General features: G+C 68.5%; 23 protein-coding genes. 5 read left to right on the top strand and 18 right to left on the bottom strand.

All coding sequences use genetic code 11. The features are described from left to right. The first annotated feature begins 173 nt into the window (after positions 1–173). Positions 174–2,018, top strand: coding sequence for a 4-alpha-glucanotransferase (gene malQ, locus N0B51_RS08220; RefSeq protein WP_259961824.1), 1,845 nt, complete (start codon positions 174–176; stop codon positions 2,016–2,018). Here malQ and N0B51_RS08225 read toward each other — a convergent pair. The 14 genes from N0B51_RS08225 to N0B51_RS08290 form a co-directional block, all read right to left on the bottom strand. Continuing rightward, positions 2,015–3,193, bottom strand: coding sequence for a molybdopterin molybdotransferase MoeA (locus N0B51_RS08225; RefSeq protein ID WP_259961825.1), 1,179 nt, complete (start codon positions 3,191–3,193; stop codon positions 2,015–2,017). The two genes, malQ and N0B51_RS08225, sit on opposite strands and share 4 nt — an antisense overlap. Further along, complete coding sequence (locus tag N0B51_RS08230; protein WP_259961826.1) at positions 3,190–3,648, bottom strand: molybdenum cofactor biosynthesis protein MoaE; 459 nt, start codon at positions 3,646–3,648, stop codon at positions 3,190–3,192. The genes N0B51_RS08225 and N0B51_RS08230 overlap by 4 nt, the downstream gene beginning before the upstream one ends. Beyond that, positions 3,645–3,920: a MoaD/ThiS family protein gene (locus N0B51_RS08235; RefSeq protein ID WP_259961827.1), complete on the bottom strand. Its 276-nt coding sequence runs from the start codon at positions 3,918–3,920 to the stop codon at positions 3,645–3,647. Before N0B51_RS08235 ends, N0B51_RS08230 begins: the two co-directional genes overlap by 4 nt. 2 nt (positions 3,921–3,922) lie before the next feature. Continuing rightward, the gene (moaA, locus tag N0B51_RS08240; RefSeq protein WP_259961828.1) at positions 3,923–4,936 is read right to left on the bottom strand and encodes a GTP 3',8-cyclase MoaA; all 1,014 of its coding nucleotides are present in this window, start codon (positions 4,934–4,936) and stop codon (positions 3,923–3,925) included. A gap of 61 nt (positions 4,937–4,997) precedes the next feature. Then, complete coding sequence (locus N0B51_RS08245) at positions 4,998–6,245, bottom strand: NRAMP family divalent metal transporter (RefSeq protein ID WP_259961829.1); 1,248 nt, start codon at positions 6,243–6,245, stop codon at positions 4,998–5,000. A gap of 165 nt (positions 6,246–6,410) precedes the next feature. Further along, positions 6,411–7,211, bottom strand: coding sequence for an SDR family NAD(P)-dependent oxidoreductase (locus N0B51_RS08250; protein ID WP_259961830.1), 801 nt, complete (start codon positions 7,209–7,211; stop codon positions 6,411–6,413). A 1-nt stretch (position 7,212) separates the two neighbouring features. Continuing rightward, on the bottom strand, positions 7,213–7,776 hold the full coding sequence (locus N0B51_RS08255; RefSeq protein ID WP_259961831.1) for a YybH family protein: 564 nt from the start codon (positions 7,774–7,776) through the stop codon (positions 7,213–7,215). Between the two features lie 356 nt (positions 7,777–8,132). Then, positions 8,133–10,223, bottom strand: a complete 2,091-nt coding sequence (locus N0B51_RS08260; protein WP_259961832.1) for an AfsR/SARP family transcriptional regulator — start codon at positions 10,221–10,223, stop codon at positions 8,133–8,135. Between the two features lie 206 nt (positions 10,224–10,429). Beyond that, positions 10,430–10,846: a DUF6691 family protein gene (locus N0B51_RS08265; RefSeq protein WP_259961833.1), complete on the bottom strand. Its 417-nt coding sequence runs from the start codon at positions 10,844–10,846 to the stop codon at positions 10,430–10,432. Further along, positions 10,843–11,292, bottom strand: a complete 450-nt coding sequence (locus tag N0B51_RS08270) for a YeeE/YedE family protein (protein ID WP_259961834.1) — start codon at positions 11,290–11,292, stop codon at positions 10,843–10,845. The genes N0B51_RS08265 and N0B51_RS08270 overlap by 4 nt, the downstream gene beginning before the upstream one ends. A gap of 73 nt (positions 11,293–11,365) precedes the next feature. Then, positions 11,366–12,874, bottom strand: coding sequence for a glycerol kinase GlpK (gene glpK / locus N0B51_RS08275; RefSeq protein WP_259961835.1), 1,509 nt, complete (start codon positions 12,872–12,874; stop codon positions 11,366–11,368). Between the two features lie 36 nt (positions 12,875–12,910). After that, positions 12,911–14,482: an MDR family MFS transporter gene (locus N0B51_RS08280; RefSeq protein WP_259961836.1), complete on the bottom strand. Its 1,572-nt coding sequence runs from the start codon at positions 14,480–14,482 to the stop codon at positions 12,911–12,913. A gap of 9 nt (positions 14,483–14,491) precedes the next feature. Further along, positions 14,492–15,577, bottom strand: coding sequence for an HlyD family secretion protein (locus N0B51_RS08285; protein WP_259961837.1), 1,086 nt, complete (start codon positions 15,575–15,577; stop codon positions 14,492–14,494). Continuing rightward, positions 15,570–16,013, bottom strand: coding sequence for a MarR family winged helix-turn-helix transcriptional regulator (locus N0B51_RS08290; RefSeq protein WP_259961838.1), 444 nt, complete (start codon positions 16,011–16,013; stop codon positions 15,570–15,572). Before N0B51_RS08290 ends, N0B51_RS08285 begins: the two co-directional genes overlap by 8 nt. Before the next feature lie 142 nt (positions 16,014–16,155). Here N0B51_RS08290 and N0B51_RS08295 point away from each other — a divergent pair, with 142 nt between their 5' ends. Continuing rightward, on the top strand, positions 16,156–16,941 hold the full coding sequence (locus tag N0B51_RS08295; protein WP_259961839.1) for an enoyl-CoA hydratase-related protein: 786 nt from the start codon (positions 16,156–16,158) through the stop codon (positions 16,939–16,941). Between the two features lie 7 nt (positions 16,942–16,948). On the opposite strand, the gene N0B51_RS08300 is transcribed toward N0B51_RS08295, so the two are convergent. Then, entirely contained in the window at positions 16,949–18,052 is a 1,104-nt protein-coding gene (locus tag N0B51_RS08300; protein WP_259961840.1) for a helix-turn-helix transcriptional regulator, read from the bottom strand. Between the two features lie 44 nt (positions 18,053–18,096). Here N0B51_RS08300 and cysD point away from each other — a divergent pair, with 44 nt between their 5' ends. Genes cysD through N0B51_RS08315 form a run of 3 tightly spaced genes read left to right on the top strand, consistent with a single transcriptional unit; the run spans position 18,097 to position 21,664 of the window. After that, the gene (gene cysD, locus N0B51_RS08305) at positions 18,097–19,008 is read left to right on the top strand and encodes a sulfate adenylyltransferase subunit CysD (protein ID WP_259961841.1); all 912 of its coding nucleotides are present in this window, start codon (positions 18,097–18,099) and stop codon (positions 19,006–19,008) included. Then, entirely contained in the window at positions 19,008–20,930 is a 1,923-nt protein-coding gene (gene cysN, locus N0B51_RS08310) for a sulfate adenylyltransferase subunit CysN (protein WP_259961842.1), read from the top strand. Before cysD ends, cysN begins: the two co-directional genes overlap by 1 nt. Continuing rightward, positions 20,927–21,664, top strand: a complete 738-nt coding sequence (locus N0B51_RS08315; protein WP_259961843.1) for a 3'(2'),5'-bisphosphate nucleotidase CysQ — start codon at positions 20,927–20,929, stop codon at positions 21,662–21,664. The genes cysN and N0B51_RS08315 overlap by 4 nt, the downstream gene beginning before the upstream one ends. Here the strand turns inward: N0B51_RS08315 and fghA are convergent. From fghA to mmsB, 3 genes are all read right to left on the bottom strand, one after another. Continuing rightward, a complete protein-coding gene (gene fghA, locus N0B51_RS08320; RefSeq protein ID WP_259961844.1) occupies positions 21,661–22,497 on the bottom strand; it encodes an S-formylglutathione hydrolase in 837 nt (278 codons plus the stop codon). The genes N0B51_RS08315 and fghA overlap by 4 nt on opposite strands. Then, positions 22,497–23,609 carry an S-(hydroxymethyl)glutathione dehydrogenase/class III alcohol dehydrogenase gene (locus N0B51_RS08325; RefSeq protein ID WP_259961845.1) on the bottom strand — a complete coding sequence of 371 codons (1,113 nt, stop codon included), beginning with the start codon at positions 23,607–23,609 and terminating at the stop codon, positions 22,497–22,499. The genes fghA and N0B51_RS08325 overlap by 1 nt, the downstream gene beginning before the upstream one ends. 83 nt (positions 23,610–23,692) lie before the next feature. Further along, on the bottom strand, positions 23,693–24,565 hold the full coding sequence (gene mmsB / locus N0B51_RS08330; RefSeq protein WP_259961846.1) for a 3-hydroxyisobutyrate dehydrogenase: 873 nt from the start codon (positions 24,563–24,565) through the stop codon (positions 23,693–23,695). Between the last annotated feature and the right edge of the window lie 102 nt (positions 24,566–24,667).

A 24,667-nucleotide genomic window follows, 5' to 3' on the forward strand; every position in this document is an offset into this window, starting at 1 on the left:
ACTGCACTCATGTTGCACTGCATCAAAAACAGTTGCCAGCGGCTGTTTCGCGGCCGAATGCATAAAGCTCGCAGCGATTTTTTTTCGAGGCCGCCATCGACTCGCTCCACGAACGCGCCGCAGCTTGCGGTATCGCCCGGCACTGGCGCGACGTCGACGGCCACGAACGCACCGTGCCGGACGATACGCTCGAAGCGATTCTCGGCGCGCTCGGTGACGACCCGGCCGGCGGGCAGGCCGGGCGATTGCCAGCGATGATCGTCGCCGACCCCGGCCAGACAATCGCGGCGGCGCACGGGCACCACAGCGCGGAAGCCACCGGGGAGGACGGACGCACCGTCAGGCTGGCGCACATAGGCGATGGGTTCGCCGCGCCGAGCGCACCGGGTTATTACAGCCTGGCGCTGGGTGAAGAGACGCTCGAACTGGCGGTCGCTCCCCCGCGGGCGCCGCAGATACCGCGCGGGGTCCGCCACTGGGGAGCCGCCGTGCAGATCTCCGCTCTTCGGGGGGCCGCCCCCTTCGGAACGTTCGGCGACCTCGCGAGGGCTTGCACGACATTCGCGAGCAAGGGCGCCGCATCGGTCGCGATCAACCCCGTGCACGCGCTGTTTCCGGGAGAAGGCCGCGATTTCAGCCCGTATTCCCCGTCGAGCCGGCTGTTCCTCAACGGTGCGATGGCCGATCCCGCGCTGGCTGGATTGCCGCCCATTCCGCCCGCCGAAGGGCCGCCGCTGATCGACTGGGAAGGGGCCATGCCCGCCCGCCTCGCGCAGCTTCGCGCAGGCTTCGACGCACTCGACCCAGGCACGCGCGCCCGCATCGCGCGCGATCCGGCGATGGCCGATGCAACCCTCGTCCGCCATGCGACGTTCGACGCCCTCTACGCGCGTTTCGCGCCAGCCGGTGCACGGGGGTGGCAGGACTGGCCGTCGGCCTATCGCGACCCGGCGGGACCCGCTGTCGCCCGCTTCGTGAGGGAGAACGCCGAGGAGATCGCGTTCCACCTCTTCGTACAGTGGCTCGCGCGAGAGGGGCTGATCGCAAGCCAGCGCGCCGCGCGGGAAGCGGGCATGGACATCGGCATCATCGCCGATCTGGCCGTGGGGGTCAGCACGGCGGGGAGCGATTGCTGGAGCCTGCGCGACGCGATGCTCGGCGGGCTTACCGTGGGCGCGCCGCCCGATCCGCTTGGGCCGCAGGGCCAGAACTGGCACCTGTCGACCTTTTCGCCCGCGGGCCTGCGCCGTACCGGCTACGCGCCGTTCATCGCCATGCTGAGGTCGGGCTTCGCCGCTGGCGGGGGCCTGCGCGTCGACCATGCCTTCGGGCTGGAACGGCTGTGGGTCATTCCCGAAGGCGCAAGTGCCACGGACGGGGCCTACCTGTCCTATCCGTTCCGCGACCTCCTGCGGCTCCTGGTGCTCGAAGCCCACCGGGCGGGAGCGATCGTCGTCGCGGAAAACCTCGGCACGAGCCCCTACGGGTTTGCCGAGGCGATCGCGGATCGCGGGCTGCACGGCATGGAAGTGCTGTGGTTTGCCCGCGCGGCGGACGCGGGCTTCCGCGGCGCGGACGACTACCGCCCGACGGCCGTCGCCATGACGGGCACCCACGACACCCCCACCGTTGCCGGATGGTGGAGCGGGCGCGACCTCGACTGGGCCGAGCGGTGCGGCCGCCTTGGCCCCCGCACGACGCGTGCCGAAGCGGAATCGGTGCGCGAATGGGACCGCGGGATGCTGTGGTCGACCATCGGGGGCGGCTTGCCCCGTCCCGCTCCGGAAGAACCGGAACCGGCGGTCGACGCCGCGATCGCGCACATTGCCCGGACGCCGTCGTCGCTGGCGATCGTGCCGCTCGAAGACCTGCTGGCGGAGCGCGAACAACCCAACCTGCCCGGGACGACCGACACCCATCCCAACTGGCGCAGGCGAAACCATGCCGCGCTCGATACCCTGCTCGCGGCCCCCGCGGTGGCGGAGCGAACCGCCGTCCTATCCCGCCGGGGAGGCTAGAACGCCAGCGCCATGACTTCAGTGCCGGCGGCGCGTTCGCCGTGATGCGGTGGGCAGCGCACCAGCCAGTCGGCGCGCGCCAGTGGCCCCTGTGCACCGCTGTCCTGGTTGCCGAGCGGCACGAGGCCCTCGGCCGCCCACCGCGCGCGGACGAACGTCTCGCGGTCCCCGGTCGCCGCGAGCGGTGCCGCCAGCGGCAGCCTGCGCCAGGCGTGATCCGCCCGAACGCCCTGCAGGCGGGCGAGTATCGGTTTGAGGAACAGGGTCGCGGTCACCATCGCGGAAGTCGGGTTGCCCGGCAGCCCCAGCACGACCTTGCCCCTTGCCAACCCGAGCCAGACGGGCTTGCCCGGCTTGATCGCCACTTTCGAGAACACCAGGTCGAGCCCGTGGGCCTCGAACATCGGCTTGGCGAAGTCGCGCTCGCCGACCGAAGCGCCGCCGGTCACGACCACGAGATCCGCCTGGTCGAGCGCGCGGCCCGCGTGCCTCGTCAGCGCGGCAAGCTCGTCGGCGGCCGCATCACGCGCCACTATGGTCCCTCCCTCCGCCTCGACCATCGCGGCGACGCCCAGGGTCACGCTCTCGGGCACGGCGTCGGGCTCGAGGTGGGCGCTGCCCGGAGCGGCCAGTTCGTCCCCCGTGCCAATCACGGCCACGCGCGGTCGCCGCGCAAGCCTGACCTCGGCCCGGTCGGCGGCGCCAGCGGTGACCAGCGCGCGCGGATCGAGCCGGGTTCCCGCGGCGAGCAGTACGTCTCCTGCCCGAAAGTCGCTGGCGGCCGGGCGAACGTGCGTTGCCGGGCCGTATCCTTCGACAAAACGCACCCGCTCCCCGTCGCGCTCTGCGTGTTCCTGGACGATCACCCGGTCAGCGCCCGCGGGCAGCCGCGCGCCGGTAAAGATGCGGACCGCCTCTCCCGGTTTGAGCGTCCGGTCGAACCCGCTTCCCGCGCGCGATTCGCCGACGACGGCAAACGTCTTCCCCGGCCGGGTCGCGGCGTCGATCACCGCATAGCCGTCCATCACCGACACCGCGTGCCGCGGGGAATCGCTCCGCGCGCATAAGTCCTCCGCGAGCGTGCGACCGGCGCTTTCGGCCAGAGGCACAGTCTCGGTCCCGAGCGGCACAACCCGGTCCGCGATCAACGCGAGGGCTTCGTCGAGGCCGATCACGCCCAGCGGCCCGCATCGGCCCTGTCGGCGTCGGTCGGTTCGATCCAGCGGCCGCCGCCGGGCCCTTCCTCGCGCTTCCAGAACACCGCCTCGGTCTTGAGCCGGTCCATCAGGTAGTCGGCCGCCTCGAATGCCGCCCGGCGATGGCGCGCAGCGGTGGCAACGAAGACGATCGCCTCGCCCGGCAGAATCGTCCCGTCGCGGTGGACCACCCGGCAGGACGCGATGTCGAACCGGTCCAGCGCTTCGGCGGCGATCGCCTCCATCGAGCGCAAGGTCACCCCGCGATAGCTTTCGAGCACGAGTGCGGCGACCGGCGCGCCCTCGCGGGCCTTGCCGCGGGCGAAGCCGGTGAAACTCACTACCGCGCCCACGTCGTCCGCGCCGCGGTGGAACGCCTCTAGCAGTTCTGCCGGATCGAACGCCCGGTGGACCAGGTCGACCTGGGCGCTCATCCGCCCGACACCGGCGGAAACAGCGCGACCCGATCGCCCGGACCAACGGCGGCCCCATCGGACACCACCACCTCGTTGATGCAGACCCTGACGCGTCCTTCGGCGACCATCGGGGCAAGCCCGTCTACCGCTTCGGCGGCCCGCGCCAGCACGATGCCCGCCGTGCATCCCTCGCCGGGGACGGAGAGCGCCAACAGGCGGCCATGAAGCTCTGCCAGCTTTCCGCACAGCTCGACCTCGATCGTAGCGGCTTCGGGGCCGTGGCGGGCCACGGTCAGCCTCCTATCGAGGCGAGGTGCGGGGTCGCGCCGCTGTCGCCCTCGTGCAGACGGTGTGCGGGAGCCTTGGTCGCGGTCAGCGCCCTGATCCGCGCGACGAGCGCGTCGTGCTGGCTGTCGTCCTGCAGCAGGGGCCGCAGGTCGAACCCGCCGTCGCCGAACAGGCACAGGTGCAGCCGGCCGTCCGCGCTGAGGCGAAGGCGGTTGCAGGTCGCGCAGAAGTCCTTCGAATACGGAGCGATTATGCCGATCCGGCCCACGGCGTCGGGATGGCCGAACTCGACCGCAGGGCCGGCTCCTGGCGCGCGCGGCAGGCGGTGCCAGCCGGCCCCTTCGAGTCGGGCGATCACCGCCTCGCCGGGGACGTGACGCTCGGCGAAGAACGCGGGATTGTCGTTGGTGCGCATGACCTCGATGAAGCGCAAAGAGATGTCGCGCAGGCGGACGAAGTCGATCATCGCCTCGAGCTCGTCGTCGTTGACCCCGCGCATCAGCACGGCGTTGAGCTTGACGCTGGCGAACCCCGCTTCGCGCGCCGCGTCGATCCCGGCGATCACCGCCGGCAGCCGGTCGTGCCCGGTGACCGCGGCAAACCTGGCGGGATCGAGCGAATCGACGCTGACGTTGACCGCGCTCACCCCCGCTGCGCGCCAGGCCCGCGCGTTCTCGGCGAGGCGCCAGCCGTTCGTCGTCATCGCCACGCGGCGCACGCCCGGAACGGCGGCGACCGCGCGCGCGACCGCGTCGAAGTCGCTGCGCACGGTCGGCTCGCCCCCGGTCAGGCGTACCTTCCACAGCCCGAGCGACGCGAAGGCACGAACCGCCCGCTCGATCTCGGGCAGCGTCAGCTCGCTCGGGCGGCCGGACCGCTTGATGTAGCCATCGGGCAGGCAATAGGTGCAGCGAAAGTTGCACACCTCGGTCAGCGACAACCGCAGATAGGCGAACCGCCGGCCGAGCCCGTCGGTCAGGCCATCGGGTTCGCCAGTTCGAGTGGTGTCGGATCGCATCGGGTCCAGCGACCCCTTCGCCAGCGCCGAGTCAAGCCTTTCCCGACGCAATCGGCAAGAATCACAGCAGGAAATACGCGACCGCAAGCGCCGCCATGATCGTGATGCCGGCAAGGTTGAGCGCGCGGATCGCGGGTCCCGGCCGGGCGTCCTCCGGCAGCGAGGCGCGGGTCACCACGAGGTGATTGACAGCGGCGATCACCGGAGCACCGACGAAAGCGGCGCTCGTCGCAAGATCGAGCATGGCCGTGAACGATGCCGTGAACAGAAACAGCACCGCACTGGCCGCAAGCCCCAGCAACGGCACCGCGCCGCGGTACACCCGGGTGAACGCCCGGTCGCCGCGGTGCATCAGTCCTTCCTCCCAGAACGTCGCGACGTAGCGTGCGCCGAGATCGATTGCGGCGAGGAGCGTGGTCAGCATGACAGACAGAGCCGCGACCGCGGCCAGCGCCGCCGCGCCTTCGCCAAGGGCGGCGCTGTAGAGCCCGATGACCTGCGCAGCGAAGCCTGGCGCGCTGGTTTCCGGGTCCACTCCGGCGGTATGCATGACGCCCGCCCCCATGATGCAGAAGCACACCGCCAGCACGGCGGTCATCATGTATCCCACAAGAAACGCATCGCGCGCATCGCGCAGGTCGCTGCGCTCACCCGGCGGCAGGCGCTTTTCCGCCTCGGCGGTCCACATCGACTGGCCCACCGATACGTCTAGCGGGTTGGGCATGAACCCGGCGAGCGCGATGACGAACAGGATCGCCTTGGGATCCCCGGTCCACGACAGGTCGGTCAGCGTTGCCCAATCGACCCGCGGCAGCACCATCGCGGTCGTTGCCAGGGTCGAGAGGACGAGGAACGCCAGCAGGACCCGGTTGATCCGGTCCAGCCAGTCGTAACCGCCCACGAGGAGGATCGCCGCGACGATTGCCAGCAGGGCCGAGCCGACCACCGGAACCGGAAGCGATGCACCCGTCACCGCGATCGCGATTCCCGCGGTCGCCGCCGCCAGCGCGGCGTGAACGATCGGGACGATGGCGATCGCGACGGCGGCGAACAGCAGCGGCGCCCACAGCCCGAGCTCGCGGTATCCCGCCATGATCGAGCGATGCCGTGCGTGGCCGTAGTCGACCCCGAACCGGTAGGCGGGGTACTTGAGGACATTTGCCAGCAGGATCACCCCGACCAGCCCCAGTCCGTACATCGCCCCTGCACGCGTCGACTGGACGAGATGCGACGTGCCGATGGCCGCGCCGGAAAACAGCAGCGCCGGACCGATCAGCCGCCAGACGGTCCGGCCGGCGCGCCCCTTCATCTTCGCGCGTGACGCCATTGCGCGGCCTCAGGCAACGACAATCGGGATGCTCGGGCCGGATCCGGACATCGTCTTCCCCCCTCTTGGCTCATATCACGGCGGAACCTGCGGCAGTCAGCCTGCGCTGGCGCGCATGGAGGATTCCGGTCGGAATGCAGATCGCGATCAGTGCGAGCATGAGGGGGCCGCGATCGAATACCCGCCGTCGACCGGCAGCATGACGCCGGTCACGAAGCGCGCGGCATCGCTGGCGAGGAAGATCGCGGCGCCGGCGCATTCGTCGGCATCGCCCCAGCGACCGGCGGGCGTACGCGCCATCAACATCGCGTGCATATCCGACCAGGCCGCGTCGTCCCGCACGACGGCGGTCATTTCGGTCGCGATCCATCCGGGGGCGATGGCGTTGACCTGGATTCCGAACGGCGCGAGTTCGACCGCCATCGCCTTGGTCAGCTGCACCACCCCTCCCTTCGCCGCACCGTAGCTCGGCAAGCTGCCGGCCCCGAAGATCGCGTACATGCTCGCGAGGTTCACGATCTTTCCGCCGCGGCGCTCCTTCATCGAGGACGCGGCGACCCGGGACAACAGCATCGTCGCCGTCAGGTGGATCGCGAGTGCGGCGTCCCAGGCTTCCTCGTCCTGACTGAGAATTCCGCCGCTGATGTCGGCGGTACCCGCGTTGTTGACCAGGATGTCGACCGGTCCCAGCGCTGCTTCGACGTGCTCCATCGCCGGACCAAGCGTGGACCGATCGGTCAAGTCGAGCGTGTCGGCGAAGGCGCGCTGGCCAAACGCCTCGAGTTCCTCTTCGACCGCCGCGTTGCGGTTTGCGTCGCGAGCGAGGATGGCGACCGACGCGCCCGCGCTGGCCAGTCCCAGTGCAATGCTCCGGCCGATACCGCGATTGCCGCCGGTAACGACTGCCACCCGTCCGGTGAGATCGAACGAGGGCGCCGCGAAGCCCACGTCAGCCTTCTTCCGGAAGGTCGGATACGATCGCCTTGTTCGCCTTCATGGTGCCATCGGGCTGCCGCCTGAACACGATGACCCAGTTCCCGGTTTCGCTCGCCGGACGGCCCGTCGCAGGATCGGTGAACCCGAAGCGGTATTTGGCGGCATAGACCGCCATGTCACCCGCTTCTGCCACGTCGACACTTTCGTCGGTAAGCGTCAGGCTGATCGCGGGGTCGGTGACCTGGGTGCGCGTCGTGATGCGCTCGTCGGCAAGGGTCCCGTTCGGCATCCCGTGGAACATGCTGACCAGATCGGGCGCGAACATCGCCAGCGCCTTGTGCGCATCGCGCGCGTTGAAGCCGGCGGCCGCGGAGTGGACGGCGACCAGGACTTGCTGTTTCGTGCTGCGCGCATCGGGGTTGGAGACTGCCCGCTGAGCCGGTGCCGGGTCATCGTCGCCGGACGCCGCCTGCGAGCACCCGGCAAGCGGCAGCATCAGCGCGGTAACGGTCGCGATCACAGTGACGGGCCGGAAGACGGTCGCGATGCCGGACGAAAGGTCGCGGCGCGCGGTCACATTGACTGCTCGATTGCGCGGGCGAGATCGACATATGGCCGTCGCTGCGGACGCGCCCCACGCCGCGGATCCGGGGTGCAGATCGATGCCATGCCGCCTCCCCTCGGGATCCCGCCGCCGGGACGCGGGTCGCAGAAGTCCCGGCGGCGAGAGCTTGGCGGAGCGGCCCACGCGCGCCCGTCGCCCCCTGCGACGGACGCGCGCCGCCGACTTTCGGAAGGGAACGCCCTTCGCCGAAAGTGGCCGACAACCGCCGTGTTTCGATTACCCGATGCTCGTAGCTTGGCGGCGCCCCGTCAACCGGGCCGTCCGTCAAAAAAACGTCAATTCGAGACCCGGCAGTACCTTGTGGACGTCTACGCAACGGGCGGACGCGGCAGCGAATCGGGCCAGCCGTATTTCTCCCACGCGGCGACCAGGCCAATCTCCTTCGCGAAACGCAGGAATTCGGGATGCTTGCGCGTGCGGTCGATCGGATTGACGTCGGCCCACAGGCTCATCAGAGCGTACATGTTGGCCGGATGGATCTGCTCCCGATAGATCTTCATCACGAGTTCCGCATGGCCCATCCAGATAGCCGGATGGATGATGCTCGCATCGTGCGGGTCGGGCATCGTCTCGTGCAGCCCGTCGAGCATCATGCAGTACGTCGCCCGCGCAACGGGATCGTTGCCGCACGTGCCCCTCGCCGCAATGGCCCAGTAGGCATCGCGCGCGGCGTCTGGCAGTGGATCGGTGCCGGCCGGCGGCTGGATGACGGTGTTCATCATCAGGCGCGCGTCGTAGTACGTCGCGGTGGCCGTCTCGTGGTCGCCCATCGCCGCCTGCACGATCGCCAGCCACATCGCCGGCATTCCAAGATCGACCGCGCGCCGCCCGGCGGCAAGCGCCTCGGCAAGATTGCCCAGGCTGAAGTGGGCCATCGACAGGATGACGTGATTCCGCCCGTAGACGGGGTCGAGTTCGACCCCCGCCTCGAGATACGGCAGGGCTTCGCGCGTGCGCCCGATATAGAGCAGGAACGAACCGAGGCGGATTACCACGTCGGCGTTGGTCGGCTCGAGCCGATAGGCGTCGAACGCGCGGTCGAGCGCCAGCACGGGACGCTGCCGGGTCCACTCGTGGATGCCCAGCAAGGCCCGCGGGTGACCGCGCCGCGGATCGAGCTCGATCGCCCGGGCAGCATAATGCGCCATCTTTCGCGATCGCTCGACCCGGTCGAGGCACGGCGTAAAGACGGCGACGTGGACGTGAGCCTCGGCAAGGGCGGTCCAGCACTCCGCGAAATCGGGATCGAGCGTCAGCGCCTGCTCGAGCAGTTCGACTGCCTTGTCGGCAACGCCTGGGGTGAGTGCGCGGAAGGTCAGCGCCCGCCCCTGCAGGAAAAGCGAATAGGCCTCGCGGCTGGCGGTCATGCGCCTTGCCGCGCCCGCCGGGACGTCAATATCGAGCGCCTTGCACAAGCTGGCAATCACGTGGCTGCCGATCATGTGCCGCATCGAGATCGCACTTTCGAGCGTGCCGTCCCACTGCTCGGACCAGACCTCGGTGCCGGTTGCGCCGTCAATCAGGCGCAGCGCGACGCGGACCGCGTCTGCGAAGCGGTGGACGGTACCTTCGACCAGGTGCGTCGCGCCCAGCGCCTCGGCGATCTCGGGAAGCGTGTGTGCACCGTCCGCCACGGCGGCGATCGAGGTTCGCCCGACGAGAGCGAGCCCGGGAATGGCACCAAGGCGCGCGCCGAGTTCCTCGACAACGCCTTCGGCCATGAAGAATTCACCCCCGATCGCGTCCAACTGTTCGAACGGAAGCACCGCGATCCGCTTGCGCTCGTCGGCCCTGCGCGCGGTGGCGCGCCCACTTGTCTGCCAGGCTTCCCGCAAGCGGTCGCGGGCGTCGTGATCTCCTGCCCGATCGGCCCCGGCAAGGGCCCGGTCGATCGCGATCGCGATCCGGCTTTCTACCCGTGTGCGCAGGGTTTCGCGCCACTTCGCGAACGCCTCGTCGAGAGCGAATGTGTCGAGCAGGGGGCGATTGCCGATCGCCGCCAGGAGTTCGCAGGCCGAATCGAGGCGGCCTTCGGCGAGCGCCCGTTCGAGGTCAGAGAGGTCGCTCGTCGCGCTGCCCGGCTTGAGCGCGACATGGCTGCGCGAGATTTCGACGATGTCGACGCCGGCGCCCCCCAGGGCCTTTTCAAGCGTGAGCAGACACTGCCGTAAGCTTGCCTTTGCCTGCGCCGAAAACCGGCCGGGCCACAGCAGGCGGCTGAGGTGGTCGCGATCGAGCGGCTCGTCAGGCGCGGCGAAGAGCATGGCAAGCAGCGCACGCGCTCGGCGATTGGTCAAGGCGATCTGGCGGCCCTGCGCGTCGCTCAGCAAAAACGCGCCGAACAGCGACGCCCTGGGCTGGGCGCTCCCGTCATTGCTAAGGGCGTCGTCTCTCGCCACGGCGTCAATCCCCCACGACTGCATAGGCAACCCGTCCGGGAAATGACAGCGGCCTGTTTTATCCGGCTAATCCGCCCGCGGGATGTCGATGCCGAGCGCCGGCACCGGCCGTGGGGACCCGGCGAACACCGATCCTTCCGCCCATGCGCCGCCCCATGCCGCGTGCATAGACGACCAAGACTGCCGCGCCCGTTACGCGCGACAGGTCAATCGCGGAAGACGAGCTTGTGCAGCGCCATTCCCAGGAGCAGCGCGCCAACGAACCAGACGCCCTTTGCCGGCGCGATCGCCAGCGACGCGAGACCCGGGCCGGGACACAGCCCGGCGATGCCCCAACCGGCGCCGAAGATGGTGGCGCCGGCGACCAGCGGCAGGGACACGTCGGACCGCTCGGGAAGCGCGAAGGCGGTTGCCAGCAACGGGTGGCGCAGTCGCTTCTGGATACGCCAGGCCGCTGCCATGACCAGCACCGCCCCGCCCATGACGAACGCCAGCGTCGGATCCCAATCCCCGAACAGGTCGAGGAAACTGCGCACCCGCGCGGGGTCGGTCATTCCGCCCAGCGCCAGGCCCGCACCGAACAGCGTTCCGGCTGCCAGCGGAAGTCCGATCCGCGCGATCATGGCAGAAGCCCCGGAAACACGGCATCGGCAAGCGCCACGGTGGCGATGCCGCTCGCCATGAAGACGACGGTCGCGACGAGCGAGCGCTGCGACCAGCGGCTGACGCCGCAAACCCCGTGGCCGCTGGTGCACCCGCTGCCAAGCCGCGTACCGAAACCGACCAGCAGCCCCGCGACGACCAGCGGGACCGGCCCCGGAAAGCTCCCGACACCTTGCCCGGTCGCAAGCGCCACCGTTGCGGCGCCCAGGGGGAGGCCCAGCACGAACGACCACGCCGAGGCGCGCGGCAGTGTTCCGCCCGAAAGGCCGACGGCGCGCGCCAGTACGCCGGAAACCCCTGCAATCCGGCCGATGCCAAGGAGCATCAGGGCCGCGGCAAGCCCGATGAGGACGCCACCGGCAAGCCCGGCAAGGGAAGCAGCGTCAGGAAACCCCGGCAACGTCATGCGCGCGCGACCACTTCGCGAAGGGACGGATGGATCATCATATCAGAGTTATCTAATATGCAGCATCCGCAAGTCAATCCGCCCGGTCCCTCGCGGTCGTCCGCGTCTTGGCGACGGCGGCCCGCCATCCCTCGCGCAGGCGCGCGCGGCGTTCGGCCGGCATCGCTGGCGAAAACCGCCGGCTGCAGCGCCACGTGGCCGACAGCGCATCGAGGTCGGCCCAGAACCCGGTCGCTAGCCCGGCGAGGAACGCGGCGCCGAGCGCGGTCGTCTCGATGTTGGCCGGCCGCTCCACCTCGACGCCCAGAATATCGGCAAGGAACTGGCATAGCCAGTCGTTGGCCGCCATCCCTCCGTCGACGCGGATCGCCCCGAGGTCGTCGGCGCCGTCGGCCACCATCGCCTCGACGAGGTCCATCGTCTGGAATGCGACCGATTCGAGCGTCGCGCGGGTGATGTGGGCCTTGCCCGCGTCGAGCGTCAGTCCGAAGATCGCCCCGCGCGCATCCGGGTCCCAGTGGGGCGCGCCGAGTCCGACGAAGGCCGGAACCAGGGTGACACCGTGGTCGTCGCCCACGCTTTCGGCGAGCCGGGCGGTATCGCTTGCCGAGTCGATCACGCCGATCCCGTCGCGCAGCCACTTGATCGCCGCGCCGGCAACGAAGATCGACCCCTCGACCGCGTAGGTCATCCGCCCGCCCAGGCGGTAGGCGGGCGTGGTCAGCAACCGGTGCTTCGATGCAATCGCCTCGGACCCGGTGTTGAGCAGCATGAAGCAGCCGGTCCCGTAGGTCGACTTGGCCATCCCCGGTTCGAAACAGGCCTGGCCGAACAGCGCCGCCTGCTGATCGCCCGCCATTCCCGCGATCGGGATCGGCGCATCGAGCAGGCCCTCGGCCGTCGTGCCGAACAGGTGGCTGTTGTCGTGCACCGCGGGCAGCATCGCCATCGGTACGCGGAACAGCGCACACAGGTCCTCGTCCCAGCGCTGGGCATGGATGTCGAACAGCAGCGTCCGGCCCGCGTTGGTGACGTCGGTCGCGTGGGCCTTCCCGCCGGTCAGCCGCCAGAGCAGGAAACTGTCGATCGTGCCGAACGCGAGGTCGCCCGCCTCGGCCCGCGCGCGCGCGCCTTTCACGTTGTCGAGGATCCACGCGACCTTGGTGGCGGAGAAGTAGGGGTCGAGCAGCAGCCCCGTCCTGGCGCTGACGAGCGCCTCGTGGCCGGCAGCGTGGAGGTCGGCGCAGGTCTGGGCGGTCCGGCGATCCTGCCACACGATGGCGCGGTGGATCGGCGCGCCTGTCTCGCGGTCCCAGACCACCACCGTCTCGCGCTGGTTGGTGATGCCCATCGCGGCAAAGCGGTCCGCCGCGACGCCGCTGCCCGCGATCGCCTCGCGCAGCGTCGCGAGGGTATCCCGCCAGATGTCCTCGGGATCGTGTTCCACCCAGCCGCCTTGCGGGTAGTGCTGCGCGAATTCCCGCTGAGCGGTCGCGACCGGGCGCGCTTGCGCATCGAACGCGATCGTCCGCGTCGACGTGGTCCCCTGATCGATTGCCAGAACGTGCGTCGGCTGCGCCATGTGCCCCTGTCCCCTCCCCCGTTTGCGGCCGAGTTCCTAGCCGGGCCCGCGTCGGGCCGGGCGCATAAGCAGGATCAGCGGCAAGGCCGCCGCGCTGACCCACATCATCAGATAGAAATCATCGACGTAGGCAATCATAGCCGCTTGCCGGTTGATTTCCACATCGAGCGCGCTGAGCGCGGTGGACCCCAGGGCCTGGAAGCGGTCGATCGTGGACACGTCCATGACCGCCGTCGACGAAGCGGTCACGTGGCTCGCAAGGTCCGCGTGGCTCGCCTGGATGTTCCGGGCGAGAAATGTCGTCGTCACCGAGATCCCGATCGAGGCTCCCAGCGAACGCATGAGGATGAGCAGGCTCGATCCCTCGGTCCGCAGGTCGGGTGCCAGCGTGGCGAACGCCGCGTTGTTGAGCGAGATGAACACCAAGCCCATGCCGAGACCCTGCAGGAATCCCGTCACCACGATCGTCTGCTGGTCGATTCCCAGCGACCACCCGGACATGTGCCAGAAGGACAGTGTCGTGAGAACGAACCCGCTGAAGATGAGGTAGCGCGGATCGAACCCGCGGCGGGTCAACTGCCCGGCGATCTGCATGCTGATGAGCGTGCCGATCCCGCGCGGCATCAGCACCCATCCGGTGTCGATTACCGAATACCCGAACAGCCGTTGCAACATCGGCGGAAGGAGCGCCATCGTGGCAAAGACGCCGACCCCGATCGCTCCCATGAAGACAAGCGCGACCACGTAATTGCGGTCGGCGAACAGTGCCCGGTTGAACAACGTTCCCTTCTTGTTGGTCGCGAGATGCACGACGCTGATCCAGCCGCAGCTGACGATGGCCACGGCATAGATCCAGATCTCGGGCGATTCGAACCAGTCTTCCTGCGCCCCCCGGTCGAGCATCATCTGCAGCGCGGCGATGGCGATGGCGATCATCGAGAATCCGAACAGGTCGAAGCGCCGGCGACTGACCTTGCGCGACGGAAGTTCGGCGAGCAGGATCGCCAGCGCGATCGCGCCGATCGGCACGTTCACGTAGAACACCCAGCGCCAGTTCCAGTTTTCGGTCAGCCATCCCCCCAGAAGCGGGCCGAGGATCGGCCCGACCATGATTCCCATGGCCCACACGCCCATCATCTGCGCCTGACGCGACGGCTTGTTGACGTCGAGCATGGCCGCCTGGCTCAGCGGACCGATGAAGGCGCCCGTCACGCCCTGAAGGGCGCGGAACAGGACCATCTCGGTGATGTTCTGGGCCATTCCGCACATCATCGAGGAAAGCACGAACCCCGCCGTCGAGGCGATGAACAGACGGCGCGAACCGACCCGGTCCGCGAGCCAGCCGGTGATCGGCATCGCGACTGCGCTGGCGACAATGTAGCTGGTCAGGACCCAGCTGATCTCGTCCGGCGTCGCGCCGAGTGCGGCCTGCATGTGCGGGATGGCGACGTTCGCGATCGTCGTGTCAAGGATCTGCAGCAGCGAGGCGGTCATGATGCCGAACACCACCAGCCAGGTGTTTCTCACCGGCAGCGCGGCGACATCCGCCACCGGGCCGACGGCCGGCCCGCCGGCCACACCGGCAGGGCGATGTGCTGCGGTCGCCAAGGCGGTTTCCTAGTGCTTCCTGCCGTCGGTGAAGACGGTGACTCCGGTCGACAGGCCGGCGATCAGCGGGCGCGGGCTCTTGCTGTCGATCACGATCCTGACCGGCACGCGCTGCGTCACCTTGACCCAGTTGCCCGTCGCGTTCTGCGCAGGCAGGATCGAGAACTCGCTTCCCGTCCCCGCGCCGATAGCCTCGACGTGGCCCTTGAGCTTGACGTCCGGATAGGCGTCGAAGGTGATTTCCGCTGGCTGGCCTATCGCCATGCGGGCCAGCTGTGTCTCCTTGAAGTTCGCCTCGATATAGCTCGTGCCGGTCGCGACGATCGTCGCCACCGGCACCCCGCTGATAAGCTGCTGGCCCTTCTGAAGCCGATCGGCCTGGGTGACCCGCCCAGCGATCGGCGCGCGCACCTCGGTCCGCGCCAGGTTGAGCTGCGCCGCCTCGCGCTGCGCCCTTGCGGCAGCGATTGCTGGAAGCTCGCCCGGCACCTGCGCGCCCTGCGACAGCTTGGCGGCCGCCTCTGTCCGCTTCGCTTCGGCGCTGCGCAACGCCTCGCGCGCCTGCGCGACCCGGTGCTGCGCCGCCTCGAAATCCGCCTTCGTAGTGAAGCCCTTGCTCCACAGCGCGGCCTGCCGGTCGTAACTCGCCTGCGCGAAGGCGATGTCCTCGCGGGCAGCGGCAATGTCGGATCCCGAAAGCGCCGAGGCGTTCCGGAGCGCAGTCGCATTCGCCTGCGCGGTGGCGATCGCCGCATCGGCCTGCGCGATCTGGATCCGGTACGGGGCGGGATCGATCCGGAACATCAGGTCGCCAGCCTTCACGAAATCGTCGTCGTCGACCAGCACCTCGACGATCTGGCCGCCCACTTCGGCGGTCACGGAAACCTTGTCCTGGCGGACGTACGCGTTGTCGGTGAAAACCTTGCCCTGAAGGCTGAGCCAGTACCCTCCGGCGCCGGCGATCACCAGCAGGGGAACCCCTGCCATGAGCACGAGCTTGTTCCAGCGTGACGGTGCAGGTGCCGCTTCCGGTGCCAAATCTCGGGCAGCCGGGGCCGCTTCGTCGATCTCGATCTGGGGGTCGCGGTCAGCCATTGGCGGCGATGCCCTCGGCGACGCGCCGCGAAAGGTTCTCGCGGATGCGCTCGAGCAGATCGCGCAGCACTTCGCGCTCGGCGCCGTTGAGCCCGTCGAGCGCATCCTCGATCATGGCATCCGCGAGGGGCCGCAACTGGTCGAGCAGGCTGCGCGCCCGGTCGGTGAGAAAGAGCCGCCAGCTGCGCCGATCCGCCGGGTCGGCGCGCCGTTCGACGAGGCCGGCATCCTGCAGGCGGTCGACCATGCGGCACACGGTGATCGGTTCGACGTCGAGCCGCTCGGCGAGGCCGCCCTGGTTGACGCCCTCGTGCCGCGCCAGGTTGACGAGGACGAGCCACTGCTGGCGGGTCACGCCGATGTCGCGCGCGCGCGCATCGAAGCTGCGCCGCATGAGGCGTGAGGTGTCGGCCAGAATGGAGGCGATGTTATCCATAAGGGCGCTATTTATAACTATGCTTATGATTGTCAATCGGTGAGGTCCGAGCCTTCGGCGGACGAAGAGGATCGGTTGCAATCGCGCACCCGCTCGCCCACACGAAGCGGGAAGAGAACAATGTTCGGGGAGAACACATGCCATGAGCGAATTCGAGTCGATCAAGGTCGCCCGCGAGGGATCGGTGCTGACGATAACCCTCGCCCGTCCCGAACGGCTCAACGCCTGCTCTCCGCAGATGGCCGACGAAATCTTCGCCGCGATCCGCGCGGTCGGCGACGCGCGCGCGGTGCTGATTCGGGGCGAAGGACGCGCCTTCTGCTCTGGGGCCGACCTCGCGGCCAGTTCCGGGGTCGCGATGCCCGGCGGCGATCGCGCCTTCACCTCGCTCAGCAGGCACTACAACCCGCTGATCGAGGTGCTTGCGAGCGTGCCGGTTCCGGTGGTCTGCGCGGTCCAGGGACCCGCGGCGGGGGTCGGATGCTCGATCGCTCTCGCTGCCGACTTCGTCATCGCCGGCAAGAGTGGTTATTTCCTGCAGGCCTTCGTCAACATCGGCCTCGTGCCGGACGGCGGATCGAGCTGGATGCTGCCGCGCCTCGTCGGCACGGCGCAGGCGACCCGGATGATGATGCTGGGCGAGAAGATCCATGCCGAGGAAGCAGAGCGCATCGGCCTCATCTACAAGTGCGTCGAGGACGAGGCGCTCGCCGGCGAGGCGGAGGCGCTTGCCGCCCGGCTCGCCGCCGGACCGACAGTCGCGCTCGGCCTGATGAAGCAGACCTTGCGCGAAGGCCTCCAGTCGGACCTCTCGACGGTGCTCGCGGCAGAGGCGCGCACCCAGCGGATCGCCGGCGGCACCCGCGATGCCGGCGAAGGCGCGGCGGCGTTCCTTTCGAAGCGCAAGGCGGAGTTTTCGGGCAGCTGAGCGCCTTTCAGGCGAGCGCCAGAACCCCGGTGAGGATGTGCCGGACGAGATCGACCTGCCCGCGGGCGCCGGTCTTGGCGTAGATCTTCTTCGAGTAGTTGCGAGCGGTCTCGACCGTCAGACCGCAGGTGGCGGCGCCTTCGGCGATCGACATCCCCTGCGACAGCGCCCAGGCCAGCCGCGCTTCGGACGGCGTCAGGCCGAACAGCCCCACCAGCTGGTCCTGGCGGTCGGCCCGCGAGGAGCGGTCGCCCCGCAGGTAGACAGCGGCCACCGCATTGGTGCGTCCGGCCAGCGAATCGATCCGCAGCGGCGCAACGAGGATGTCGGTCCACGGGTCGCGGCTGAGATTGACCGCGCGCGGGCCGATCCTTGGGTTGGCCGCGCATTCGCGGACATGGGCGGTGAGCAGGCGGTCCACCTCCGCCGCCGTCGGCGTCAGCCGGTCGTAGTGCGCACGGCGCAGTACCCCCGATCGCTGGAGAAAACGCTCGGCCTGCGCATCGCAGTCGACGATCCGGCAGCGGGCGTCGAGGGCGATCCACCCGAAGTTCATGCGGGAGATGGCCTCGGCGTTGACCTCGGAACGCGCCCGTTCACGCTCGATTGCCGCGAATGTGCGCTGGGCAACGCGCAGGTGAGGCGAGAGCGCGACCAGCAGATTGGCGACGTCGGGCCCGATCCGCGCGGCTCCGGCGAGCAGCAGGACCGCCTCGATCCCGCCCGGATCGACGAGCCGCATCGCGGCGAAGCCGCTCGCCCGCGAGCCGCGCATGGCTGCGAGCTCGGGCCGGCCCTGGACCAGCTCCTCCAGCGAATGCACCCGCCCTTCGCGCATCGCCGCGAACAGGCGTCCCTCGCCCCCTGGCCAGTGCGCCAGAACGCTGGTCACATCCTCGGGAAGGACGCCGTTGGAAAGGGTCAGCCGGGTCGGATCGCCATCCGGGCTCGCGCCGATAATCAGCGCCGCGTAATCCGTCCCGCTGACCCGCCGCAACCGCGACAGGAAGGTTTGCCACATCGGCTGTTCGAACAAGCCGTCATGCAGCGGCACCAGCAGATCCGTCTCGCCGAGGTTGGGTACGCGCATACGCGCCCATATCACTCCCATTTGGGAGGTCCAACACCGATTTGCGGCCCTATGTGTCGGCGCCGATGACCGAGCTTCCCACCCTTACCCATCTCCAGCGCCTCGAAGCCGAGGCGATTCACGTCATGCGCGAGGTCGTCGCCGAGGCCGAACGCCCGGTGATGCTCTATTCGATGGGCAAGGACAGCGCGGTGATGCTCCACGTCGCGCGCAAGGCGTTCTACCCCTCACCCCCGCCCTTCCCGCTGTTGCACGTCGACACCACGTGGAAATTCAAGGCGATGTACGAACTGCGCGACCGCGCCGCCGCGGAAGCGGGCATGGACTTGCTCGTCCATCGCAATCTCGAGGCACAGGAGCGCGGGATCAACCCGTTCGATCATGGGCCGCTCCACACCGACATGTGGAAGACCGAGGGGTTGAAGCAGGCACTCGACCAATACGGCTTCGACGCCGCGTTCGGCGGCGCCCGCCGCGACGAGGAGAAGAGCCGGGCCAAAGAGCGAATCTTCAGCTTCCGCACCGCCAGCCACGGCTGGGACCCAAAGAACCAGCGGCCCGAACTGTGGAACCTCTACAATGCCCGCAAGCGCAAGGGCGAGAGCATTCGCGTGTTCCCGCTGTCGAACTGGACCGAGCTCGACATCTGGCAATACATCCACCTCGAGGGCATCGAGATCGTCCCGCTCTATTTCAGCGCGCCGCGTCCCACGGTCGAGCGCGAAGGAATGCTGCTGATGGTCGACGACGATCGTTTTCCGCTCGCGCCCGGCGAAGAGCCGGTCATGCGTTCGATCCGCTTCCGCACCCTGGGTTGCTACCCGTTGACCGGCGCGGTCGAGAGCGAAGCGGCGACGCTGCCCGAGGTGATCCAGGAAATGCTGCTGACCACCACCTCCGAGCGGCAGGGACGCGCGATCGACAAGGACGAGGGCGGTGCCGGAATGGAAGTGAAGAAGCAGCAGGGGTATTTCTGATGGCCGATACCGCCAACACCCCCGCCTACGAGAGCGACGCGCTGATCGCGCAGGACATCGACGCCTACCTTGAGGCGCACCAGCACAAGACGATGCTCCGCTTCATCACCTGCGGCAGCGTCGACGACGGCAAGTCGACGCTGATCGGCCGGCTGCTCTACGACAGCAAGATGATCTTCGAGGATCAGCTCGCCGCGCTCGAAAGCGACAGCCGGCGGATCGGCACCCAGGGGCAGGAAATCGACTTCGCGCTTCTCGTCGACGGGCTTGCCGCCGAGCGCGAACAGGGCATCACGATCGACGTCGCCTACCGCTTCTTCTCGACCGAGAAACGCAAGTTCATCGTCGCCGATTGCCCGGGTCACGAACAGTACACCCGCAACATGGTCACCGGCGCGAGCACGGCGGACCTCGCGGTGATTCTCGTCGATGCGAGGAAGGGCGTTCTCGTCCAGACCCGGCGGCACAGCTTCCTGTGCCACCAGCTCGGTATCCGCAGCGTCGTCCTCGCGGTGAACAAGATGGACCTCGTGGGCTACGACCGCGCGGTGTTCGAGCGCATCGTCGCCGACTACCGCGATTTTGCCGCGACCATCGGGATCGAGAATTTTACCGCGATCCCGATCTCGGGCTTCAAGGGCGACAACATCACCGCGGCGCCGAGCGCGAACACGCCGTGGTACGATGGGCCTAGCCTGATCGATCACCTCGAATCCGTCGAGGTGCTCTCCGCCGCCGACGCCGGCAAGCCGTTCCGGATGCCGGTTCAGTGGGTGAACCGTCCCGACCTCGACTTCCGCGGCTTTTCCGGCCTGATCGCCTCGGGGACGATCGCGTCGGGCGACGCCGTTCGCGTCCTTCCCTCGGGCCGGACGAGCAGTGTCGCATCGGTCGTGACCTTCGACGGGGACCTCGACCGCGCAATCGCCGGCCAGTCGGTCACGCTGACGCTGGCCGACGAAATCGACTGCTCGCGCGGCAACGTGATCGCCGCCGCAGATGATCCGCCGCAGGTCGCCGACCAGTTCGAGGCGACGGTCGTTTGGCTGGCCGACGAGGATCTTCACGTCGGGCGCGGCTACTGGCTCAAGCTGGCGACGCAGACCGTGTCGGCGACGGTGCAGGAGCCCAAGTACCGGATCGACGTCAACACGATGGAGCGGCTCGCGGCGAAGACGCTCTCGCTCAACGACATCGGCGTGGCCGAGGTGTTCGCCGACAAGCCTCTCGTGTTCGAGCCCTACGCCACGAACCGGACGCTCGGCGGGTTCATCCTGATCGACAAGGCGACCAACGCCACGGTCGCCGCGGGGATGCTCCACTTCAGCCTGCGCCGCAGCCAGAACGTCCACTGGCAGGCGACCGACATCACCCGCGAGCATCATGCCGCCCTGAAGAACCAGACCCCCCGCGTCCTCTGGTTCACCGGCCTGTCGGGTTCAGGCAAGTCGACCATCGCCAACGAGGTCGAAAAACAGCTCGCGCTGATGAACCGGCACACCTTCCTGCTCGACGGCGACAACGTGCGCCACGGGCTCAACAAGGACCTGGGCTTCACCGAGGCCGACCGGATCGAGAACATCCGCCGCATCGGCGAGGTCGCCAAGCTGATGGCCGACGCGGGGCTGATCGTGCTCACCGCGTTCATCAGCCCGTTTCGCGCCGAACGCCAGATGGTGCGCGACATGCTGGCGGAAAATGAGTTCATCGAGATTTTCGTCGACACCCCACTCGAAGTCGCCGAAGCACGCGACGTGAAGGGCCTCTACAGGAAGGCGCGGGAGGGCAAGCTGAAGAACTTTACCGGCATCGACAGTCCCTACGAACCGCCCGAGAACCCCGACATCGTGGTGAACACGGTCGACATGACGCCCGAAGAGGCGGCGCAATACATCATCCGCCGGATCCTGCCGCTCAAATGAGCATGACCGACGCCGGGCTTGCCGCTCACCTCGCGCAGGTCGCGGGGCGCCTCCTGCTCGAAGTCCGCGCCTCCGGAATGTTCGAAGGCAAGGCGCTGGGGAAGGCGGGCGACGAGACCGCGAACCAGTTCCTCGTCCACGCGCTGCGCCACCAACGGCCCGACGACGGACTGCTGTCGGAGGAAAGCACCGACACCGCAGAGCGGCTTTCGAAACGCCGGGTGTGGATCGTCGACCCGGTCGATGGCACGCGCGAATACGGCGAGGAGCGGACCGACTGGGCGGTGCACGTCGGCCTCGCAATCGACGGCGCGGCGCGCGTCGGTGCCGTGGCGCTGCCGGGCCTCGATCTCGTCCTGCGGAGCGACGCGCCGGCAGCGCTCCCCCGCCCGCACGAACGGCCCCGGATGGTAGTCAGCCGCACGCGGCCCGCGGCCGAGGCGACGTCCGTGGCAGAGCGGATCGGGGCGGAGCTCGTCCCCATGGGCAGCGCCGGCGCGAAGGCCATGGCGGTCGTGCGCGGCGAGGCCGACATCTACCTCCACTCCGGCGGCCAGCACGAATGGGACAACTGCGCCCCCGTCGCCGTGGCACAGGCGCACGGCCTGCACTGCTCGCGGATCGACGGCTCGCCGCTGGTCTACAACCAGGCCGATACGTTCGTGCCCGATCTGCTGATCTGCCGCCGCGAATATGCCGAACGGGTTCTCGGCGCGATCGCCGCGCTGGACTAGGCCTTCAACCGCTTCGCGTGCCAGGCGACGTGATCGGCCATGAAGGTCGAGATGAAGTAGTAGGAGTGGTCGTAGCCCTCCTGCATCCGGATCGTTGCCGGGATGCCCGCCGCCTCGCAGGCATCCACGAGGAGCGAGGTCTTGAGTTGCTCGACAAGAAACTGGTCTGCGGTCCCCTGGTCGACCAGCAGGTCGGGTAGCCGTGCACCGTCCGCGATCAGCGCACAGGCATCGTAGTCGCGCCGCGCTTCCCGGTCCTCTCCGAGATAGCCGCCGAGCGCCTTCTCGCCCCACGGGCAGTTCAGCGGGCTGGCGATTGGTGAAAACGCGCTGACCGAGCGGAAGCGGCCGGGGTCGCGCAGCGCGATGGTCAGCGCGCCGTGCCCGCCCATCGAGTGACCGGTGATCCCTTGCCGGGTCATATCCGCCATCGTGAATTCCGCGGCGACGAGTTCGGGCAGCTCGCTCTCGATGTAGCTGCGCATCCGGAAGTTCGCCGCCCACGGCGCCTCGGTCGCATCGACGTAGAACCCTGCGCCTTGGCCGAAATCGTAGCCCTCGTGGTCGGGCACCGTGTCGCCGCGCGGGCTGGTGTCGGGCGCGACGAAGATGATCCCGTGCTCGGCGCACGCCGCGCGGTACTCACCCTTCTCGGTCACGTTGGCGTGGGTGCAGGTGAGACCCGAGAGATACCACAGCACCGGCAGCTTCGCGCCGGGTGCGTGGTCGGGAACGAAGACCGAGAACGTCATCTCCGTCCCCGTCTCGCGCGAGGCATGCCGGTAGACGCCCTGCGTGCCGCCGTGGCTCCTGTTCGCCGAAACCTGCTCCATCAATAGACCACGACCGAGCGGATGCTCTCGCCCGCGTGCATCAGGTCGAAGCCCTTGTTGATTTCCTCGAGGCTGAGGACATGGCTGATCATCGGGTCGATCGCAATCTGGCCGTCCATGTACATATCGACGATCCTGGGCACGTCGGTGCGGCCCTTGGCCCCGCCGAACGCGGTGCCGCGCCAGTTGCGCCCGGTGACGAGCTGGAACGGGCGGGTCGCGATCTCCTTGCCCGCCTCGGCCACGCCGATGATGATCGAGGTGCCCCAGCCGCGGTGGCAGCATTCGAGCGCGGTGCGCATGACCTCGACATTGCCCGTGCAATCGAAGCTGTAGTCGGCCCCGCCGTCGGTGATCTCGGCGATCCTGGCGATCGTCTCCTCTCGAGAGAGGCCCCTGGTGTTGAGGAAGTCGGTCATGCCGAACTGCCTGCCCCATGCCTCGCGCTCGGGGTTGATGTCGATACCGACGATCTTGCCCGCACCCGCGAGCTTCGCGCCCTGGATCACGTTGAGCCCGATCCCGCCGAGGCCGAACACCACGACATTGTCGCCCGGCTCGACCTTGGCCGTGTTGAGCACCGCGCCCACCCCGGTGGTCACCCCGCAGCCGATGTAGCAGCTGGTCTGGAACGGCGCGTCCTCGCGGATCTTCGCCACGGCGATCTCGGGCAGGACGGTGAAGTTCGAGAAGGTCGAGCAGCCCATATAGTGGTAGATCGGCTGGCCCTTGTACGAAAACCGCGTGGTTCCGTCGGGCATCAGCCCCTTGCCCTGCGTCGCGCGGATCGCGGTGCACAGGTTCGACTTGCCCGACAGGCAGGTTTTGCACTGGCCGCATTCGGGCGTGTAGAGCGGGATCACGTGGTCGCCCGGCTTGACCGAGGTCACCCCGGCACCGACTTCGCGCACCACGCCTGCGCCTTCGTGGCCGAGGACGCTGGGGAAGATCCCCTCGCTGTCGAACCCGTCCAGAGTGTAGGCGTCGGTGTGACAGATGCCGGTCGCCATGATCTCGACCAGCACTTCGCCCGCCTTCGGTCCTTCGAGGTCGAGCTCGACGATCTCGAGCGGCTTTCTGGCTTCGAAGGCGACGGCGGCGCGGGTCTTCATGGGTCTGCTCCTGGCGGGACGGATCGGTTGCCCTGCCCGTTACGGCATGGGCGCCGCCTGTCCAATGCCCGCGTGCACAAACCCTATTTCAGCGTGCGGATGATCCCGCTGAAATCCACCTCGGCGTTGCCCGCGCCGACGTAGTCCTCGTAGAGCGCCCGCGCGCGCTGGGCGAGCGGGACCGCGGCGTTGACGTCTTCGGCCGCATCCATGGCGAGGCGCAGGTCCTTGAGCATGAGGCCGGCCGCAAAGCCGCCCTGATAGCCGTTGTCGGCCGGGGTCGTCGGGCCGACACCGGGCACGGGGCAATAGCTCGTCATCGACCAGCACTGGCCGCTGCTGACGCTCGAGATGTCGTAGAAGGTCTGCGGATCGAGGCCCAGCTTCTGCGCCATGGCAAAAGCCTCGCAGGTGCCGATCATGTGGATGCCGAGCAGCATGTTGTTGCATATCTTGGCCGCCTGCCCGTTGCCGGCGGCGCCTGCGTGGATCACCGCCTTGCCCATCCCCTCGAGGATCGGCTTCGCGCGCTCGAACGCCTCGCCCGAACCGCCGACCATGAACGTCAGGGTGCCCCCGTTCGCCGCGGCGATCCCGCCGCTTACCGGTGCATCGACCATGTCGTAGCCCGCGCCCTCCGCAGCCGCGATCACCGCGCGCGCGGTGGCGACGTCGATCGTCGAACAGTCGAGCAGGATCGCGCCCTCCGGCGCCCGTCCGATCACGCTGCCCTCATAGACCGACTGCACGATCTGCCCGTTCGGCAGCATGGTGACCACCGCTTCCACACCGTCGCATGCGGCGGCCGCGTCGGTGAAGGTTGCGCAGCCGTGCTCCTTCGCCGCGTCGAGCGCGGCTTCGGAAAGGTCGAACGCGTTGACCGCGTGCCCCGCCTTGACGAGGTTCGCGGCCATCCCGCCGCCCATGTTGCCGAGGCCGATAAACGCGATCTTCATGTGCATCTTCTCCTGTTCGTCCCGGTCATTGCCGGAGCATGTCCCGGCCGACGATCATGCGCATGACCTGGTTGGTTCCTTCTAGGATCGAGTGGACGCGCA

It is taken from the genome of Tsuneonella litorea (assembly GCF_025154015.1).
In the GTDB taxonomy this organism is placed as follows: domain Bacteria; phylum Pseudomonadota; class Alphaproteobacteria; order Sphingomonadales; family Sphingomonadaceae; genus Tsuneonella; species Tsuneonella litorea.

What these genes read in the sequence shown, in the direction of transcription:
- N0B51_RS08230 (WP_259961826.1), bottom strand. Translation starts at nt 3,648, where the DNA reads ATGAGCGCCCAGGTCGACCTGGTCCACCGGGCGTTCGATCCGGCAGAA.
- moaA (WP_259961828.1), bottom strand. Translation starts at nt 4,936, where the DNA reads ATGCGATCCGACACCACTCGAACTGGCGAACCCGATGGCCTGACCGAC.
- N0B51_RS08245 (WP_259961829.1), bottom strand. Translation starts at nt 6,245, where the DNA reads ATGAAGGGGCGCGCCGGCCGGACCGTCTGGCGGCTGATCGGTCCGGCG.
- N0B51_RS08265 (WP_259961833.1), bottom strand. Translation starts at nt 10,846, where the DNA reads ATGATCGCGCGGATCGGACTTCCGCTGGCAGCCGGAACGCTGTTCGGT.
- N0B51_RS08270 (WP_259961834.1), bottom strand. Translation starts at nt 11,292, where the DNA reads ATGACGTTGCCGGGGTTTCCTGACGCTGCTTCCCTTGCCGGGCTTGCC.
- glpK (WP_259961835.1), bottom strand. Translation starts at nt 12,874, where the DNA reads ATGGCGCAGCCGACGCACGTTCTGGCAATCGATCAGGGGACCACGTCG.
- N0B51_RS08285 (WP_259961837.1), bottom strand. Translation starts at nt 15,577, where the DNA reads ATGGCTGACCGCGACCCCCAGATCGAGATCGACGAAGCGGCCCCGGCT.
- N0B51_RS08290 (WP_259961838.1), bottom strand. Translation starts at nt 16,013, where the DNA reads ATGGATAACATCGCCTCCATTCTGGCCGACACCTCACGCCTCATGCGG.
- N0B51_RS08295 (WP_259961839.1), top strand. Translation starts at nt 16,156, where the DNA reads ATGAGCGAATTCGAGTCGATCAAGGTCGCCCGCGAGGGATCGGTGCTG.
- N0B51_RS08300 (WP_259961840.1), bottom strand. Translation starts at nt 18,052, where the DNA reads ATGGGAGTGATATGGGCGCGTATGCGCGTACCCAACCTCGGCGAGACG.
- cysD (WP_259961841.1), top strand. Translation starts at nt 18,097, where the DNA reads ATGACCGAGCTTCCCACCCTTACCCATCTCCAGCGCCTCGAAGCCGAG.
- cysN (WP_259961842.1), top strand. Translation starts at nt 19,008, where the DNA reads ATGGCCGATACCGCCAACACCCCCGCCTACGAGAGCGACGCGCTGATC.
- N0B51_RS08315 (WP_259961843.1), top strand. Translation starts at nt 20,927, where the DNA reads ATGAGCATGACCGACGCCGGGCTTGCCGCTCACCTCGCGCAGGTCGCG.
- fghA (WP_259961844.1), bottom strand. Translation starts at nt 22,497, where the DNA reads ATGGAGCAGGTTTCGGCGAACAGGAGCCACGGCGGCACGCAGGGCGTC.
- N0B51_RS08325 (WP_259961845.1), bottom strand. Translation starts at nt 23,609, where the DNA reads ATGAAGACCCGCGCCGCCGTCGCCTTCGAAGCCAGAAAGCCGCTCGAG.
- mmsB (WP_259961846.1), bottom strand. Translation starts at nt 24,565, where the DNA reads ATGAAGATCGCGTTTATCGGCCTCGGCAACATGGGCGGCGGGATGGCC.